The 16,860-nt window shown below is 64.9% G+C and carries 13 protein-coding genes; 9 read left to right on the forward strand and 4 right to left on the reverse strand.

The genetic code is table 11. From position 1 onward, the window contains the following. Positions 1-67 precede the first annotated feature (67 nt). The gene (gene tsf / locus SD196_RS20610) at positions 68-937 is read right to left on the reverse strand and encodes a translation elongation factor Ts (protein ID WP_275608238.1); all 870 of its coding nucleotides are present in this window, start codon (positions 935-937) and stop codon (positions 68-70) included. A 125-nt stretch (positions 938-1,062) separates the two neighbouring features. Continuing rightward, complete coding sequence (gene rpsB / locus SD196_RS20615; protein WP_275608239.1) at positions 1,063-1,803, reverse strand: 30S ribosomal protein S2; 741 nt, start codon at positions 1,801-1,803, stop codon at positions 1,063-1,065. 285 nt (positions 1,804-2,088) lie between these two features. Here rpsB and map point away from each other — a divergent pair, with 285 nt between their 5' ends. The 3 genes from map to dapC all read left to right on the forward strand — a co-directional run bounded on the left by map (position 2,089) and on the right by dapC (position 7,113). Then, positions 2,089-2,871, forward strand: coding sequence for a type I methionyl aminopeptidase (gene map, locus SD196_RS20620; RefSeq protein ID WP_275608240.1), 783 nt, complete (start codon positions 2,089-2,091; stop codon positions 2,869-2,871). A 316-nt stretch (positions 2,872-3,187) separates the two neighbouring features. Continuing rightward, positions 3,188-5,887 carry a [protein-PII] uridylyltransferase gene (locus SD196_RS20625; protein WP_416310611.1) on the forward strand — a complete coding sequence of 900 codons (2,700 nt, stop codon included), beginning with the start codon at positions 3,188-3,190 and terminating at the stop codon, positions 5,885-5,887. 29 nt (positions 5,888-5,916) lie between these two features. Further along, positions 5,917-7,113, forward strand: a complete 1,197-nt coding sequence (gene dapC / locus SD196_RS20630) for a succinyldiaminopimelate transaminase (RefSeq protein ID WP_416310612.1) — start codon at positions 5,917-5,919, stop codon at positions 7,111-7,113. A gap of 126 nt (positions 7,114-7,239) precedes the next feature. On the opposite strand, the gene SD196_RS20635 is transcribed toward dapC, so the two are convergent. Then, positions 7,240-8,901, reverse strand: a complete 1,662-nt coding sequence (locus tag SD196_RS20635) for a Na+/H+ antiporter (protein ID WP_331316859.1) — start codon at positions 8,899-8,901, stop codon at positions 7,240-7,242. Positions 8,902-9,063: 162 nt separating this feature from the next. Between SD196_RS20635 and SD196_RS20640 the strand changes: the two genes are divergently transcribed. The 5 genes from SD196_RS20640 (at position 9,064) to SD196_RS20660 (ending at position 12,853) form a co-directional block, all read left to right on the forward strand. Next, positions 9,064-9,423, forward strand: a complete 360-nt coding sequence (locus SD196_RS20640) for an ArsC family reductase (RefSeq protein ID WP_275608244.1) — start codon at positions 9,064-9,066, stop codon at positions 9,421-9,423. A gap of 11 nt (positions 9,424-9,434) precedes the next feature. Next, positions 9,435-10,061, forward strand: coding sequence for a LysE family translocator (locus SD196_RS20645; protein ID WP_275608245.1), 627 nt, complete (start codon positions 9,435-9,437; stop codon positions 10,059-10,061). Between the two features lie 44 nt (positions 10,062-10,105). Further along, positions 10,106-11,140: a 2,3,4,5-tetrahydropyridine-2,6-dicarboxylate N-succinyltransferase gene (dapD, locus tag SD196_RS20650; protein ID WP_275608246.1), complete on the forward strand. Its 1,035-nt coding sequence runs from the start codon at positions 10,106-10,108 to the stop codon at positions 11,138-11,140. 94 nt (positions 11,141-11,234) lie between these two features. Continuing rightward, the gene (locus SD196_RS20655) at positions 11,235-12,440 is read left to right on the forward strand and encodes an aminotransferase class V-fold PLP-dependent enzyme (RefSeq protein WP_275608247.1); all 1,206 of its coding nucleotides are present in this window, start codon (positions 11,235-11,237) and stop codon (positions 12,438-12,440) included. Next, positions 12,437-12,853: a SufE family protein gene (locus tag SD196_RS20660; protein WP_275608248.1), complete on the forward strand. Its 417-nt coding sequence runs from the start codon at positions 12,437-12,439 to the stop codon at positions 12,851-12,853. The genes SD196_RS20655 and SD196_RS20660 overlap by 4 nt, the downstream gene beginning before the upstream one ends. 257 nt (positions 12,854-13,110) lie before the next feature. Here the strand turns inward: SD196_RS20660 and tcdA are convergent, their stop codons facing one another. Then, the gene (gene tcdA, locus SD196_RS20665; protein WP_275608249.1) at positions 13,111-13,917 is read right to left on the reverse strand and encodes a tRNA cyclic N6-threonylcarbamoyladenosine(37) synthase TcdA; all 807 of its coding nucleotides are present in this window, start codon (positions 13,915-13,917) and stop codon (positions 13,111-13,113) included. A 270-nt stretch (positions 13,918-14,187) separates the two neighbouring features. Here tcdA and SD196_RS20670 point away from each other — a divergent pair, with 270 nt between their 5' ends. Next, the gene (locus SD196_RS20670) at positions 14,188-16,785 is read left to right on the forward strand and encodes a glycosyltransferase (protein WP_343572325.1); all 2,598 of its coding nucleotides are present in this window, start codon (positions 14,188-14,190) and stop codon (positions 16,783-16,785) included. The last annotated feature ends 75 nt before the right edge of the window (positions 16,786-16,860 follow it).

Here is a 16,860-nt window from a genome sequence, read left to right on the forward strand (position 1 = left end):
GTTTGGCAAAGAGGCCGCGCGCGTTAGCGGGCAGCCTCTTGCGGGGCGACAGTCGTGAGACCGTCTATTACTGCTTGGAAGCGGCTACTTGAGCAGCAACCTCGGCAGCGAAGTCAGCTTCGACTTTCTCGATGCCTTCGCCTACTTCATAACGAATGAAGGAAACGATTTCGGCGCCGGCTTTCTTGGCCAGATCACCGACCTTGACTTCCGGATCCTTGACGAACGCTTGCTCGACCAGGCTGGCTTCGGCCAGGAACTTCGAGATACGGCCTTTGACCATGTTCTCGACGATGTTTTCCGGCTTGCCGGCGATCTTGTCGGCGTTCAGAGCGAGGAAAATTTCCTTCTCTTTGGCAACGGCTTCTTCGGAAACCTGCGACGGATCCAGGAACTGCGGGTTGCTGGCAGCGATGTGCATGGCGATGTCGCGAGCCAAGTCAGCGTTGCCACCCTTCAGGGTGACCAGAACGCCGATGCGATGGCCGTGCAGGTAGGCGCCAACTACGTCACCTTCGGCGCGAGCCAGACGACGGATGTTGACGTTTTCGCCGCACTTGGCGACCAGAGCTTCACGGGCCGGCTCTTGTTCAGCGATCAGCGGAGCGGCGTCGGTCAGCTTCTGGGCAACAGCCTTGTCCAGGCTGGCAGCCACGAAGCCTTTGAAGTCGTCCTGCAGGGCCAGGAAGTCGGTCTGCGAGTTGACTTCGATGATGGTGGCGGATTTGGCGTCATCAGCCACTTTAACGGCGATGGAGCCTTCGGCGGCGATGTTGCCAGCCTTCTTGGCAGCCTTGATGGCGCCGGAAGCGCGCATGTCGTCGATGGCCTTCTCGATATCGCCTTCGGCGGCTACCAGGGCCTTCTTGCACTCCATCATGCCCTGGCCGGTACGCTCACGCAGTTCCTTGACCAGTGCTGCAGTAATTTCTGCCATTTCGAAATCCTCTTGAGTTGCTCTCAAAACCAGATCGCCCGGCTGCCCGGGCGGAATTTACAGGGTGGCAAAAAGGGGGCCTAGCCCCCTTCCTGCGCACCGTAGGACGTCTGGACGTCCTGGAATCAGCCTTCGGCGGACTCGGCCGGCGCTTCTTCTACGAACTCGTCAGCACCGCCAGTGGCGTTCTGCTTACCACGCAGAACGGCTTCGGCCATGGAACCCAGGTACAGCTGAACGGCGCGGATGGCGTCGTCGTTGCCCGGGATAACATAGTCAACGCCTTCCGGGCTGCTGTTGGTATCGACGATGCCGATGACCGGGATGCCCAGCTTGTTGGCTTCGGTGATGGCGATGCGCTCGTGGTCGACGTCGATCACGAACAGAGCGTCCGGCAGGCCGCCCATGTCCTTGATACCACCCAGGCTGCGATCCAGTTTTTCCAGATCACGGGTGCGCATCAGGGCTTCTTTCTTGGTCAGCTTGGCGAAGGTGCCGTCCTGGGACTGGGTTTCCAGCTCGCGCAGGCGCTTGATCGACTGACGGATGGTCTTGTAGTTGGTGAGCATGCCGCCCAGCCAACGGTGGTCGACGTACGGCATGCCGCAACGGGCAGCTTCTTCGCGAACGATCTTGCCGGCGGAACGCTTGGTGCCGACGAACAGGATCTTGTTCTTGCCCTGGGCCAGGCGCTCAACGAAGGTCAGGGCCTCGTTGAACATCGGCAGGGTTTTTTCGAGGTTGATGATGTGGATCTTGTTACGCGCGCCGAAAATGAACTTGCCCATTTTCGGGTTCCAGTAACGGGTCTGGTGGCCGAAGTGCACACCGGCCTTCAGCATATCGCGCATATTGACTTGGGACATGATAGTTCCTCGATAAGTCGGGTTAGGCCTCCATGCATCCCAACGGCCAACCCTCCGAACCAGTCGAAAGGCACCCAGGCCATCGTGTCGATGCATGTGTGGGTTTATGCCTCGAAACGGCCGTAGCCTTCGAAGCGGGGCGCTTTATACCACAACCTCGGCCCCAGCGAAACCCGAACAGATATCCGGCATCCCGTCCCGCCCTTAAAAGGAAGGCCCAAGGTCTGGTAGACTTGCGCATTCATCTCATTATCCGCGCGATCGCAGCGCCTCAAGAGAATTCGCATGACCGTCACCATCAAGACGCCCGAAGACATCGAGAAAATGCGCGTCGCCGGCCGTCTGGCCGCCGAAGTGCTGGAAATGATCGGCGAGCACGTCAAGCCCGGGGTCACCACCGACGAACTGGACCGCATCTGCCACGACTACATCGTCAACGTGCAGAAGGCCATTCCGGCGCCGCTGAACTACAAAGGCTTCCCCAAGTCGATCTGCACCTCGATCAACCACGTGGTGTGCCACGGCATTCCCAACGACAAGCCGCTCAAGGAAGGCGATATCGTCAACCTCGATATCACCGTGATCAAGGACGGCTACCACGGCGACACCAGCAAGATGTTCCTGGTCGGCAAGACCCCGGAATGGGCTGATCGTCTCTGCCAGATCACCCAGGAATGCATGTACAAGGGCATCGCCGTGGTCAAGCCGGGCGCGCGCCTGGGCGACATCGGCGAGGTGATCCAGAAGTACGCCGAGAAGAACGGCTTCTCCGTCGTGCGCGAGTACTGCGGCCATGGCATCGGCAAGGTCTTCCACGAAGAGCCCCAGGTGCTGCACTACGGCCGCGCCGGCACTGGCCTGGAGCTCAAGGAAGGCATGATCTTCACCATCGAGCCGATGATCAACCAGGGCCGCCCGGAAACCCGCCTGCTGGGCGACGGCTGGACCGCCATCACCAAGGACCGCAAGCTGTCCGCGCAGTGGGAGCACACCGTGCTGGTCACCGCCGATGGCTATGAGATCCTGACCCTGCGTAACGACGAAAGCTTCCCGCGCACCCCGGCCTGAATGGCTGTTCAAAATCTTGCGAGCTAGAGCAGAACAAGGCGCAACGACCAACGGGAGTAACAGCCGCAGGCTGGCCCGAAGGGTAAGCGCCAGCGAATCAAACAGGCGAGGACGCGGAGGGTAAATGAGCAGTCCGAGCCTGTTTTTAACGCAGTTATGCCGACGCGCAGCAGATTTTGTGCGGTTTGCAATCTTGCCGACGGCTGGGTAGAACATACAAATCCCGGCCCGGCATGTCCGGACCCGGCGCCACGCGCCAGGCCCGTCGCACATCTTGCCCCTGCCCTCCCTCAATCCCTGAATCAGGAAGGCCGCCATGCCGCAGGTGGACCCCGAGTTGTTCGACCGTGGGCAGTTCCAGGCGGAACTGGCCCTCAAATCCAGCCCTATTGCTGCGTTCAAGAAGGCCATTCGTCAGGCCAACGAGGTACTCGACGGCCGCTTCAACGGCGGCCGCGACATCCGCCGACTGATCGAAGACCGCGCCTGGTTCGTCGACCAGATCCTGCAGCAGGCCTGGAGCCGCTTCAGCTGGGGCGACGCCGCCGATATCGCGCTGGTCGCCGTGGGCGGCTATGGGCGCGGCGAACTGCACCCGCACTCGGACATCGACCTGCTGATCCTGCTCAATAGCGAGGACCAGGAAAGCTTCCGCGAAGCCATCGAAGGCTTCCTCACCCTGCTCTGGGACATCGGCCTGGAAGTCGGCCAGAGCGTGCGCTCGGTGGCCGAATGTGCCGACGAGGCCCGCGCCGACCTGACCGTTGTCACCAACTTGATGGAATGCCGGACCATCTCCGGCCCGGACGCCCTGCGCCAGCGCATGCTCGAGGCCACCAGCGCGAAGCAGATGTGGCCGAGCGGGCAGTTCTACCTGGCCAAGCGCAAGGAACAGATTCACCGCCACACCAAATACAACGACACCGAATACAACCTCGAGCCCAACGTGAAGGGCTCGCCCGGCGGCCTGCGCGACATTCAGACCCTGCTCTGGGTCGCCCGCCGCCATTTCGGCAGCCTCAACCTGCACGCCCTGGTGCGCGAAGGCTTCCTGGTGGAAAGCGAATGCAGCGTGCTCGCCTCCAGCCAGGAATTCCTCTGGAAGGTCCGCTACGCCCTGCACATGCTCGCCGGCCGCGCCGAGGACCGCCTGCTGTTCGACCACCAGCGGCGCATTGCCGGGATGCTCGGCTATGAAGGCAACGACGCCAAACTGGCGGTCGAACGCTTCATGCAGAAGTACTACCGCGTAGTGATGGCGGTTTCCGAGCTGAACGACCTGATCATGCAGCACTTCGAGGAAGTGATCCTGCGCGCCGGCGAGAACGGCCAGATCCAGCCGCTCAACAGCCGCTTCCAACTACGCGACGGCTACCTGGAAGTCACCCACGCCAACGTCTTCAAGCGCACGCCCTTCGCCCTGCTGGAAATCTTCGTGCTACTGGCCCAGCATCCGGAGATCAAGGGCGTGCGCGCCGACACCATCCGCCTGCTGCGCGACAGCCGGCACCTGATCGACGACGACTTCCGCCACGACATCCGCAACACCAGCCTGTTCATCGAACTGTTCAAGTGCAAGGAAGGCATCCACCGCAACCTGCGGCGGATGAACCGCTACGGCATCCTTGGCCGCTACCTGCCGGAGTTCGGCCTGATCGTCGGGCAGATGCAGCACGACCTGTTCCACATCTATACGGTGGACGCCCACACCCTCAACCTGATCAAGCACCTGCGCAAGCTGCGCCGCCCGGACATGGCGGAGAAGTACCCGCTGGCCAGCAAGATCATGGAACGCCTGCCCAAGCCCGAGCTGATCTACATTGCCGGCCTCTACCACGACATCGCCAAGGGTCGCGGCGGCGACCACTCGGAACTGGGTGCGGTGGATGCCGAACACTTCTGCCAGCGCCACCAGCTGCCGCCGTGGGACACCAGCCTGGTGTCCTGGCTGGTGCAGAACCACCTGATCATGTCCACCACGGCCCAGCGCAAGGACCTGTCGGACCCGCAGGTGATCTACGACTTCGCCCAGCTGATGGGCAACCAGACGTACCTGGACTACCTCTACGTGCTCACCGTGGCCGACATCAACGCCACCAACCCGACGCTGTGGAACTCCTGGCGCGCCAGCCTGCTGCGCCAGCTCTACACCGAGACCAAGCGCGCGCTGCGCCGCGGCCTGGAGAACCCGGTGGACCGCGAGGAGCAGATTCGCCAGACGCAGAGCGCGGCGATCGACATCCTGGTACGCGGCGGCATCGACCAGGACGACGCCGAGCAGCTCTGGAGCCAGCTGGGCGACGACTACTTCCTGCGCCACACCGCCGCCGATGTGGCCTGGCATACCGAGGCCATCCTCCAGCACCCGGACGACGGCACACCGCTGGTGCTGATCAAGGAAACCGCCCAGCGCGAGTTCGAGGGCGGCACCCAGATCTTCATCTACGCCGCCGACCAGCACGACTTCTTCGCGGTGACCGTGGCGGCGATGGACCAGCTCAACCTGAACATTCAGGATGCGCGGATCATCACCTCCACCAGCCTGTTCACCCTCGACACCTACATTGTGCTCGACGCCGATGGCGGCTCGATTGGCGACAATCCCGCCCGTGTCGCGGAAATTCGCGAAGGCCTGGTCTATGCACTGAAGGACCCGGACGAATACCCGACCATCATCCAGCGCCGAGTACCGCGCCAGCTCAAGCACTTTGCCTTCGCCCCGCAGGTGACCATATCCACCGACGCCGCCCGCCAGGTCAGCGTGCTGGAAGTCATCGCGCCGGACCGCCCCGGTCTGCTGGCGCGCATCGGCGGTCTGTTCCTCGACTTCGACCTGTCGGTGCAGAACGCAAAGATCGCCACCCTGGGCGAACGCGTGGAAGACGTGTTCTTCGTCACCGATGCGAATAACCAGCCGCTTTCCGACCCCGAGCTGTGCAAGCGCATCCAGACCGCCCTGGTCGACATCCTCTCCGACGGCGGCCAGCAGACCATGCCGGTGCGCATCAGCATTTAGTCAGCATTTAGAAAGAAAGAGCCTTGCCCATGAATCCTGCCCTCGACTCGCTCCAGCCCTACCCCTTCGAGAAGCTCCGCGCCCTGCTGGCCGGTGCCCAGCCGCCGGCGGATCTCAAGCCGATCGCGCTGTCCATCGGCGAACCCAAGCACCGCTCGCCGGACTTCGTCGCCAAGGCCTTGGCCGAGAGCCTCGACCAGTTGGCCGTCTACCCGACCACCCTGGGCATCCCCGCCCTGCGCGAAGCCATCGCCGCCTGGTGCGAGCGCCGCTTCAAGGTGCCGGCCGGCTGGCTGGACGCCGCGCGCCATGTGCTGCCGGTGAACGGCACCCGTGAAGCGCTGTTCGCCTTCACCCAGACCGTGGTTGACCGCAACGCCAAGGGCCTGGTGATCAGCCCGAACCCGTTCTACCAGATCTACGAAGGCGCAGCCCTGCTCGCCGGCGCCGAACCGCACTACCTGCCCTGCCGGGAAGCCAATGGCTTCAACCCGGACTTCGACGCCGTGCCGGCCGAGGTCTGGGCACGCTGCCAGATTCTCTTCCTCTGCTCGCCGGGCAATCCCACTGGCGCGCTGGTGCCGTTGGAAACCCTGAAGAAGCTGATCGCCCTGGCCGACGAGCACGACTTCGTGATCGCCGCCGACGAGTGCTACAGCGAGCTGTACTTCGACGAACAGAACCCGCCGGCCGGCCTGCTGACCGCCTGTGCCGAACTCGGCCGCTCGGACTTCAAGCGCTGCGTGGTGTTCCACAGCCTGTCCAAGCGTTCGAACCTGCCGGGCCTGCGCTCGGGCTTCGTTGCTGGCGACGCCGAAGTGCTGAAGAAATTCCTGCTGTACCGCACCTACCATGGCTGCGCCATGCCGGTGCAGACCCAGCTCGCCAGCGTCGCCGCCTGGAAGGATGAGGACCACGTGCGGGCCAACCGCGACATGTACCGCGAGAAGTTCGATGCCGTGCTGGACATCCTCACCGGCGTGCTCGACGTGCAGCGCCCGGACGGCAGCTTCTACCTGTGGGCGAAGACGCCGATCGCCGACACCGAGTTCTGCCGTGGCCTGTTCGATGCGCAGCACGTCACCGTTGTGCCGGGTTCGTACCTGTCCCGCGAAGTGAACGGCGAGAACCCCGGCGCCAACCGTGTGCGCATGGCACTGGTGGCTCCGCTGGCGGAATGCATGGAAGCGGCCGAGCGCATCAAGCGCTACGTGCAAGGCCTCTGATCGCAGGGCGTACAACCGTTTGCGGCTGTACGCCGACTCACCGCGATCCTCTGCCGGCTCCGAGGCCAAATTCGGAGCGCACTGCAACCCAGGTCAAACGGTGTATAACGCGGAGCGTTATACGCCCTACACCCAGCGCCCTGCCTTGCTGGTCACCCAGGCCTCCTGGTTATCCAACTCCCCCAGTACCCCGCGCAGGATTTCGTCGTCGATCTCGTGCTCCCGGCGCATCCGGTACAGCTCCAGACGCTGGGCTCTCAGCGCCTTGATGCGCAGCGCCTGATCGGCCAGCTCCAGGGCACGGGCGCGCTCGCGGGCTTCCAGGCTGTCCGGGGCCGGATCCAGCTCGTGTCGGTACTCGGCCATGAGCTTCGCCTTCACCTCCGCAAGCCGCGCTGTCTCTTCGGCGTCGGTGCTTTCCTTGACCGGCAACTCGTCGTTTTCCAGCATGTGGATCGCCGCCGCGGCGGTCTTGCGCCACACCTGCTGCACTTCCAGCTCACGCCGGTCATTGCTCGCCGCAGGCAGTCCGCGCAGCAGGATCGGCAGGCCGATGGTCGCCGCCAGCAGTGAAATCAGGATCACCCCGGCGGCAATGAAAATGATCAGGTCACGCTGCGGAAACGGCGAACCGTCCCCCAGCAGCAAGGGCACCGAGAGCACCCCCGCCAGGGTTACCGCCCCGCGCACCCCGCCCAGTGCGGAAATCGCCGACAGGCGCAAGGTCGGCTCACCCGGCCGCCCGCCCAGTTCGACACCCCACCAGCGTTCGAAACGCACCGAAACCTTCCAGTAGCACCAGACCCAGGCGAAACGCAGCACCAGCAACGCCGCGAAGACCGCCAGCACATAGAACAGCAGCAGCGACGAGCGCCAGAGCATGTCGTCGGAGTGGTGCGCCACCGACTTGAGGATGTCGGGCAACTGCAGGCCGAGCAGAAGGAACACGACGCCGTTGAAGGCGAATTCCAGCATCGACCACACGCTGCGGTTGAGCAGCCGGGTGTTGGTCTGCCGTGGCAGCAGATCGACCCAGCTCTGCATCATGCCGGCCGCTACCGCGGCAAGGATGCCGGAGACGCCCACCTCCTCGGCGACCATGTAGGAAGCGAACGGCAACAGCAGCATCAGCACCACATGGGTCGCAGGATCATCCCAGCCACGGCGGATCATCCAGCCGCGGATGCGCCCCAGCAGCCAGCTCAGCAGCACCCCGCAGGCCAGGCCGCCCAACGCCACCAACAGGAACGACAGGCTGGCGTCCATCAGCGAGAAGGTTCCCGTCATTGCCGCGGCGATGGCGAACTTGAAGGCCACCAGACCCGAGGCGTCATTCATCAGCGCCTCGCCCTGGAGGACATGCATCAGGCGTCTGGGCAGGCGATTCTGGGCGATGGCCGAAACCGCCAGCGCGTCGGTGGGCGACAGCACCGCCGCCAGGGCGAAGGCCGCGGCCCAGGGAATCTCCGGGATCAGCAGATGGATGAAGGCGCCACCGACCACCACCGTGATCAACACCAGGGCGAACGCCAGGGCCAGGATCGGCCCGCGCATCTTCCAGAACTCGCCCTTGGGCATGCGCCAGCCGTCGACGAACAGCAGCGGCGGGATGAACAGGAACATGAAGAGCTCGGGGTCCAGTGCCACGTGCAGCCCCAGGCTCGGCCAGGCCAGCGCTGCGCCGGCGGCGATCTGGATCAATGGCAACGGCAGCGGGATCAGCTGCGCGGCGAGCCGCGTCCCCCCTACGGTCAACAGCAGGATCAGCACGGTGTAAACGGTTTGCATCGACGAACTCCCGGCACAGCGCTCCATTGAACCATCGGCGTAGCGGCGGATCAGCCACCGGATCGACAACAGACTGTTGCACACCACCGGATTCCCACCGGCATCCCCCAAGGCATCGGGAAATGGCATAATCCCGCGCCTGAAGAAAAGCATGAAAAGGAGATGCGCCCCGTGAGTCAGCGGACGCTGTACGGCATCAAGGCCTGCGACACCATGAAGAAAGCCCGCACCTGGCTGGACGAGCATGGCGTCGACTACGCCTTTCACGACTACAAGACTAGCGGAATAGACCGCGCGCACCTGGAGCAATGGTGCGGCGAGCACGGCTGGGAAACCATCCTGAACCGCGCCGGCACCACCTTCCGCAAGCTCGACGACGTGCAGAAAGCCAATCTCGACCAAGCCAAGGCGATCGACCTGATGCTCGCCCAGCCGTCGATGATCAAGCGCCCGGTGCTCGACCTGGGCGGCCGCACCCTGGTCGGCTTCAAGCCCGACAACTACGCCGCTGCGCTGGCCTGAGTCGTCCCACCATGAGCATCGCCTGGGCCCTGTTCCTCCCCGCCTGCTTCGCCCTGAACCTGGCGCCGGGACCGAACAACCTGCTGTCACTGAACAACGCCGCCCGTTTCGGCCTGCTGCGCGCGACGCTGGCGGGCAGCGGGCGCCTGCTGGCATTCGCCGGCATGCTGGCCCTGGCCGCCTCCGGCCTGGCATTGGTGCTGCAGGCTTCGGCCTGGCTGTTCCTGGTGATCAAGGTAGTAGGCGCCACCTACCTGCTGTGGCTGGCTATCCAGCTCTGGCGCGCACCGACCGCCGACCTCGGCATCGACGGCGCGCCGACGCCCGCCAGCAGCCTCTGGCGCCTGACGCGCCAGGAATTCTGGGTCGCCGCCGGCAATCCCAAGGCAATCCTGATCTTCACCGCCTTCCTGCCGCAGTTCGTCGATCCGAACCAGGCCGTGGGCGCCCAGTTCGCCCAGCTTGGCGCAGCCTTCCTGCTCCTGGAATGGCTGGCCATCGCCCTTTACGGGCTCGCCGGGGTCCACCTCGGCAAGCTGCTCGCCGGCGCTCGCGCCCGGCGCCTGTTCAACCGTGGTTGTGCCGCGCTGCTGGGCAGCGCCGGGCTGGGCCTGCTGCTCAGCCGCCGTCCGGCCTGACCTGTTACTTTCTTCGAGATTTTCTTTTTTAAGGAAGCACCCACATGTCGAAATCCCTGTTCAGCCTGGCCTTCGGTGTCGGCACCCAGAACCGCCAGGGCAACTGGCTGGAAGTCTTCTACGCGCAGCCGCTGCTCAAGCCCAACGCCGAACTGGTCGCCGCGATCACCCCGCTGCTGGCCTACGAGGGCGGCAACCAGGCGATCGCCTTCAGCGCCCACCAGGCCTACCAACTGGCCGACGCCCTGAAGGGCATCGACAACGCCCAGGCCGCCCTGCTCAACCGCCTGGCCGAAAGCCAGAAGCCGCTGGTCGCCACCCTGCTGGCCGAAGACGCCGCCCCCAGCTCCACCCCGGAGGCGTACCTCAAGCTGCACCTGCTGTCCCACCGCCTGGTCAAGCCGCACGGCCTGAACCTGACCGGCATCTTCCCGCTGCTGCCGAACGTGGCCTGGACCAACCAGGGCGCCATCGACCTGACCGAACTGGCAGAGCTGCAGCTCGAAGCGCGCCTGAAGGGCAAGCTGCTGGACGTCTTCTCCGTCGACAAATTCCCGAAGATGACCGACTACGTGGTCCCGGCCGGCGTGCGCATCGCCGACACCGCCCGCGTACGCCTGGGCGCCTACATCGGTGAAGGCACCACCGTGATGCACGAAGGCTTCGTCAACTTCAACGCCGGCACCGAAGGCCCGGGCATGATCGAAGGCCGCGTCTCCGCTGGCGTGTTCGTCGGCAAGGGCTCGGACCTGGGCGGCGGCTGCTCCACCATGGGCACCCTGTCGGGCGGCGGCAACATCGTCATCAGCGTCGGCGAAGGCTGCCTGATCGGCGCCAACGCTGGCATCGGCATCCCGCTGGGCGACCGCAACATCGTCGAAGCCGGCCTGTACGTCACCGCCGGCACCAAGATCGCCGTGCTGGACGACCAGAACAACCTGGTGAAAGTGGTCAAGGGCCGCGACCTGGCTGGCCAGCCGGACCTGCTGTTCCGCCGCAACTCCCAGACCGGCGCGGTCGAGTGCAAGACCAACAAGACCGCGATCGAACTGAACGAAGCGCTGCACGCGCACAACTAAGCTTGTGCACCCCGCTCGCGCGGGGTTCGCACTAAGCTTGAAAAACGGGGGCTGCGGCCCCCGTTTTCCATTTTCCGCAACCGGCCACACGCCCATGTCCATTCCCTCGCCCTGGCGCTCCGACTTCCCGGCCCTCGCCGCCTTCGAGGCCGAAGGCCAGACCTACCTCGACAGCGCCGCCACCGCCCAGAAGCCCCAGGCCATGATCGATGCCCTGGCCGGCTACTACGCCAGCGGCGCCGCCAACGTGCACCGCGCCCAGCACCTGCCCGGCGAACGCGCCACCCGCGCCTTCGAGGCCACCCGCACCCTGGCGGCCAACTGGCTGAACGGCGGCAGCCCGGCGCAGATCATCTTCACCGGCGGCGCCACCGAAGCGCTGAACCTGCTGGCCTATGGCCTGGAAAGCCAGTTCCAGGTCGGCGACGAGATCGTGATCAGCGCCCTGGAGCACCATGCCAACCTGCTGCCCTGGCAACAACTGGCGCTCAGGCGCGGGCTGAAACTGGTAGTCCTGCCGCTGGATCGCAGCGGGCGCATCGACCTGGAGCGTGCCGCGAGCCTGATAGGTCCGCGCACGCGACTGCTCGCCGTCAGCCAGCTGTCCAACGTGCTCGGCACCTGGCAACCGCTGCCGGAACTGCTGCAGATGGCTCGGCAGCACGGTGCGATGACCGTAGTCGACGGCGCACAGGGCGTGGTCCACGGCCGGCACAACCTGTCCGCGCTGGGCTGCGACTACTACGTCTGCTCCAGCCACAAGCTCTACGGCCCGGAAGGTCTCGGCCTGCTCTGGGGCCGCGCGGAAGCCCTGGAGCGCCTGGCCCACTGGCAGTTCGGCGGCGAGATGGTGCGCGTGGCGGACTACTTCGATGCGCAGTTCCACAGCGCCCCGATCGGCTTCGAGGCCGGAACCCCACCCATCGGCTCCGTGATCGCCCTCGGCGCCACGCTTGAATGGCTGACCCGCCAGGACAGCGCCGAAGCCAGTGCCCACGAAGACTTCCTCCATGCCCGCCTGCTGGCCGGCCTGCGCGCCCGCGACGGCGTGCGCGTGCTGGGCGAACCGGACGTGGCGCTGGCCAGCTTCGTGGTCGAGGGCGTGCACGTTGCCGACCTCGGCCACCTGCTCACCGAACAGGGCATCGCCGTACGCGCGGGGCACCACTGTGCCATGCCATTGATGAAGACCCTCGACGTCGCCGGCGCCCTACGCGTCTCCCTCGGCCTGTACAACGACGGCGCCGATCTGGAGCGCTTCTTCCACGCCCTGGACAGTGCCCTGGAGCTGCTGCGATGAGCCTGCCCGCCGCCGCTAACGAAGCGCTGCAGGCCTTCACCGCGCAGCAGGGTTGGGACCAGCGCGCACGCCTGCTGATGCAATGGGGCGAACGCCTGGAGCCACTAAGCGACGCCGAACGCAGCGACGAACACCGCGTACATGGCTGCGAGAGCAATGTCTGGCTGGTCGCCGACCCGCGCGGCGGCCTCTGGCACTTCCGCGCCTATAGCGATGCGCGGCTGCTGCGTGGGCTGCTGGCGTTGCTGCTGGTGCGGGTGGAAGGTCTGCCGGCCGATGAGCTGGCCAACATCGACCTCCCGGACTGGTTCAATCAGCTCGGCCTCGGTCGGCAACTGTCGCCATCGCGCAGCAATGGGTTGAATGCAGTTCTGAAGCGCATGCAGGAGTTGATCGAGGCATCGGGCGTATAACGTCCGACCTTATACGCCGCTTGAACTTGCCCCCCGACCGCTCGGATTCCAACCTGGAAACCTGCCGCGGAGCACTTCGAACTCCATCGGGACTCCAGCCGGCAACCGCGGTGTAACGGCGTACAACCGCGAACGGTTGTACGCCCTACGCCTCCGAAGCCAGCGCTTTTCGTAGGAGCGAGCTTGCTCGCGAATTGGACTACCCGGCGGCAATAGCGTTAAGCGGTTCGCGAGCAAGCTCGCTCCTACAAGAGCATTCAGCCCGCAGTGCGCTCCGACGGCCGCCGCGCCCCGGCCACGATCTTGTCCACCGCCCGTGCCGCCGCGACCATGCCGAAGGTCGCGGTGACCATCATCACCGCGCCGAAGCCGCCGGCGCAGTCCAGCTTCACCCCTTCGCCGACGAAGCTCTTGGACTGGCACACGGTGCCGTCCGGCTTGGGGTAGCGCAGTTGCTCGGTGGAGAACACGCATTGCACGCTGTAATGGCGGCCCGGAGTGCGCGAGAAGTTGTAGTCGCGACGCAGCATGGAGCGGACCTTGGCGGCCAGCGGGTCATTGAAGGTCTTGTTGAGGTCGGCGACCTGGATCTGTGTCGGATCGACCTGCCCGCCTGCGCCGCCGGTGGTGATGATCTGCAGCTTGCGGCGCTTGCACCAGGCGATCAGCGCGGCCTTGGCGGCGACGCTGTCGATGCAGTCGATCACGCAGTCCAGCTCAGGGGTGATGTAGTCCGCCATGGTCTCGCGGGTGACGAAATCAGCAACGGCATGCACGACGATGCCCGGATTGATCGCCTTCAGACGCTCAGCCATCACCTCGACCTTGGCTTTGCCCACGGCGCCCTGCAACGCATGGATCTGGCGATTGGTGTTGGTGACGCAGACGTCGTCGAGGTCGAACAGCGAAATCTCACCTACCCCGCTGCGCGCCAGCGCCTCGGCCGCCCAGGAGCCGACGCCACCAATCCCGACCACCGCCACATGGCTGGCCGCCAGCCGTTCCAGGCCCTCGCGGCCGTACAGCCGTGCGATACCGCCGAAACGCTGTTCATCCAGTTCCATTCACCACACCTCGCATCGAAACGGCCGGCATTCTATAGGGTCTGTTGCCGTTTTGGCGCCACCCTCAGCCAGCATGCAACAAAGCTGATTTTTGGCAGTCTCATACACGCGCCTACAGCCCATTCTAAACTGTCGGAAGCCAGCGTCCGACGCCCTGCTGCGGCGGACCGCCGGCAACCTGTACAGCACCTGGAGTGCGGGGTAGGATGCGCCCCGACCGGACGCCGTTCCGGCCCCTCCCCGTTCCACCCTTTGGAACCCGATCGCACCATGCCTGCACGCAAGTTCGGCCTCAACCTGGTGGTCTTCGTCGCCCTCGCGGCGCTCTTCACCGGCTTCTGGGCCCTGTACAACCGTCCCGTCAGCGTTCCCGACTGGCCGGAGAGCATTTCCGGATTCTCCTTCTCGCCCTTCCGCCTGAACCAGAATCCGCAGAAGAACCAGTTCCCCAGCGACGACGAGATCCGTTCTGACCTGGAACTGGTATCGAAGCAGACCGACAACATCCGCACCTACTCGGTGAAGGGCTCGCTGGCCGACATCCCGCGCCTGGCCGAGGAGGTCGGCATGCGCGTCAGCCTGGGGATCTGGATCGGCCCGGACGAAGCCGAGAACGAGGCCGAGATCGAACGCGGCATCGAGATCGCCAACAACTCGCGCAGTGTGGTGCGGGTGATCGTCGGCAACGAAGCGCTGTTCCGCCGCGAGGTCACGGTCGAGCAACTGACCGGCTACCTGGACCGCGTGCGCAAGGCGGTGAAGGTGCCCGTCACCACCGCCGAGCAGTGGCACATCTACGAGAAGTACCCGGAGATGGCCAAGCACGTCGACCTGATCGCCGCCCACGTGCTGCCCTACTGGGAATTCACCCCGATGGACAACTCGGTGCAGTTCGTCCTCGACCGCGCCCGCGAACTGCGCGCCAAGTTCCCGCGCAAGCCGCTGCTGCTGGCCGAAGTCGGCTGGCCGAGCAACGGCCGCATGCGCGGCGGCGCCGACGCCACCCAGGCGGACCAGGCCATCTACCTGCGCCGGCTGACCAACGCGCTGAACAAGAAGGGCTACAACTACTTCGTCGTCGAAGCCTTCGACCAGCCGTGGAAGGTCGGTGACGAAGGCTCGGTAGGCGCCTACTGGGGCGTCTACAACGCCCAGCGCCAGCCGAAGTTCAACTTCGACGGGCCGGTAGTGAACATCCCGCAGTGGCGCGCCCTGGCGGTGGCCTCGGTGGTGATGGCGCTGCTCGCCCTGACCCTGCTGATGATCGACGGCAGCGCCCTGCGCCAGCGCGGCCGCACCTTCCTCACCGTAGTCGCCTTCGCCGGCGGCTCGGTGCTGGTGTGGATCGCCTACGACTACAGCCAGCAATACAGCACCTGGTTCAGCATGACCGTTGGTGGCCTGCTGGGTATCGGCGCGCTGGGCGTGTTCATCGTGCTGCTCACCGAGGCCCATGAACTGGCCGAGACCGTCTGGGTGCGCAAGCGCCGCCGGCCGTTCGACCCGGTGCTGACCGACACCAGCTATCGCCCCAAGGTGTCGGTACATGTGCCCTGCTACAACGAACCGCCGGAGATGCTGAAGAAGACCCTGGATGCCCTGGCCAAGCTCGATTACCCGGACTACGAAGTCCTGATCATCGACAACAACACCAAGGACCCGGCCGTCTGGGAGCCCGTGCGCGACTACTGCGAAGTGCTCGGCCCGCGCTTCCGCTTCTTCCATGTTGCGCCGCTGGCCGGCTTCAAGGGCGGCGCGCTGAACTACATCCTGCCGCACACCGCGCCGGACGCCGAAGTGGTCGCGGTGATCGACGCCGACTACTGCGTCGAACCGAACTGGCTCAAGCAGATGGTGCCGCACTTCAGTGATCCCAAGATCGCCGTGGTGCAATCGCCGCAGGACTACCGCGACGGCGAGGAGAACGTCTTCAAGAAGCTCTGCTACGCCGAGTACAAGGGCTTCTTCCACATCGGCATGGTCACCCGCAACGACCGTGACGCGATCATCCAGCACGGCACCATGACCATGATCCGCCGCACCGTGATGGACGAGCTGAAGTGGGCCGACTGGACCATCTGCGAGGACGCCGAGCTGGGCCTACGGGTGTTCGAGAAAGGCTATTCGGCCGCCTACTCGCACCAGAGCTTCGGCAAGGGCCTGATGCCGGACACCTTCATCGACTACAAGAAACAGCGCTTCCGCTGGGCCTACGGCGCCATCCAGATCATGAAGGGCCACGCCCGCGCCCTGTTCCAGGGCAAGGACAGCAAGCTCACCCTCGGCCAGCGCTACCACTTCATCGCCGGTTGGCTGCCGTGGATCGCCGATGGCATGAACATCTTCTTCACCGTCGGTGCGCTGCTCTGGTCCTCGGCGATGATCATCGTGCCCAAGCGGGTCGACCCGCCGCTGCTGATCTTCGCCATCCCGCCGCTGGCGCTGTTCTTCTTCAAGTTCGGCAAGATCATGTTCCTCTACCGCCGCGCCGTGGGCGTGAACCTGCTGCGTTCGTTCCAGGCGGCCGTGGCGGGCCTGGCGCTATCGCACACCATCGCCAAGGCGGTGCTCTACGGGGCGTTCACCAAGACCATCCCGTTCTTCCGCACGCCGAAGATGGCCTCCAACCACGGCATCCTCGTGGCACTCGCCGAGGCGCGTGAGGAGGTGTTCATCATGCTGCTGCTGTGGGGCGCCGCGCTGGGCATCGTGCTGGTGCAGGGCGTGCCGAGCCGGGACATGATGTTCTGGGTGGCCATGCTCCTGGTGCAGTCCCTGCCCTACCTGGCAGCCCTGGTGATGGCGCTGCTGTCCTCGGCGCCGGGTCCGCAGGAGGCGCCGGCAGCGGATGCCGCACAGGCGAGCTGAGGCACCACTTGTCTACTCCCAAGAACGCCGGCCAATCGCCGGCGTTTTTGATTTAAGATGGGCGCCTTTTTCCGT

Origin of the sequence: Pseudomonas macauensis, from assembly GCF_047902425.1 — a bacterium.
In the GTDB taxonomy this organism is placed as follows: domain Bacteria; phylum Pseudomonadota; class Gammaproteobacteria; order Pseudomonadales; family Pseudomonadaceae; genus Pseudomonas.

Coding starts and splice junctions, on each gene's coding strand:
- tsf (WP_275608238.1), bottom strand. CDS start 937: ATGGCAGAAATTACTGCAGCACTGGTCAAGGAACTGCGTGAGCGTACC.
- rpsB (WP_275608239.1), bottom strand. CDS start 1,803: ATGTCCCAAGTCAATATGCGCGATATGCTGAAGGCCGGTGTGCACTTC.
- map (WP_275608240.1), top strand. CDS start 2,089: ATGACCGTCACCATCAAGACGCCCGAAGACATCGAGAAAATGCGCGTC.
- SD196_RS20625 (WP_416310611.1), top strand. CDS start 3,188: ATGCCGCAGGTGGACCCCGAGTTGTTCGACCGTGGGCAGTTCCAGGCG.
- dapC (WP_416310612.1), top strand. CDS start 5,917: ATGAATCCTGCCCTCGACTCGCTCCAGCCCTACCCCTTCGAGAAGCTC.
- SD196_RS20635 (WP_331316859.1), bottom strand. CDS start 8,901: ATGCAAACCGTTTACACCGTGCTGATCCTGCTGTTGACCGTAGGGGGG.
- SD196_RS20640 (WP_275608244.1), top strand. CDS start 9,064: ATGCGCCCCGTGAGTCAGCGGACGCTGTACGGCATCAAGGCCTGCGAC.
- SD196_RS20645 (WP_275608245.1), top strand. CDS start 9,435: ATGAGCATCGCCTGGGCCCTGTTCCTCCCCGCCTGCTTCGCCCTGAAC.
- dapD (WP_275608246.1), top strand. CDS start 10,106: ATGTCGAAATCCCTGTTCAGCCTGGCCTTCGGTGTCGGCACCCAGAAC.
- SD196_RS20655 (WP_275608247.1), top strand. CDS start 11,235: ATGTCCATTCCCTCGCCCTGGCGCTCCGACTTCCCGGCCCTCGCCGCC.
- SD196_RS20660 (WP_275608248.1), top strand. CDS start 12,437: ATGAGCCTGCCCGCCGCCGCTAACGAAGCGCTGCAGGCCTTCACCGCG.
- tcdA (WP_275608249.1), bottom strand. CDS start 13,917: ATGGAACTGGATGAACAGCGTTTCGGCGGTATCGCACGGCTGTACGGC.
- SD196_RS20670 (WP_343572325.1), top strand. CDS start 14,188: ATGCCTGCACGCAAGTTCGGCCTCAACCTGGTGGTCTTCGTCGCCCTC.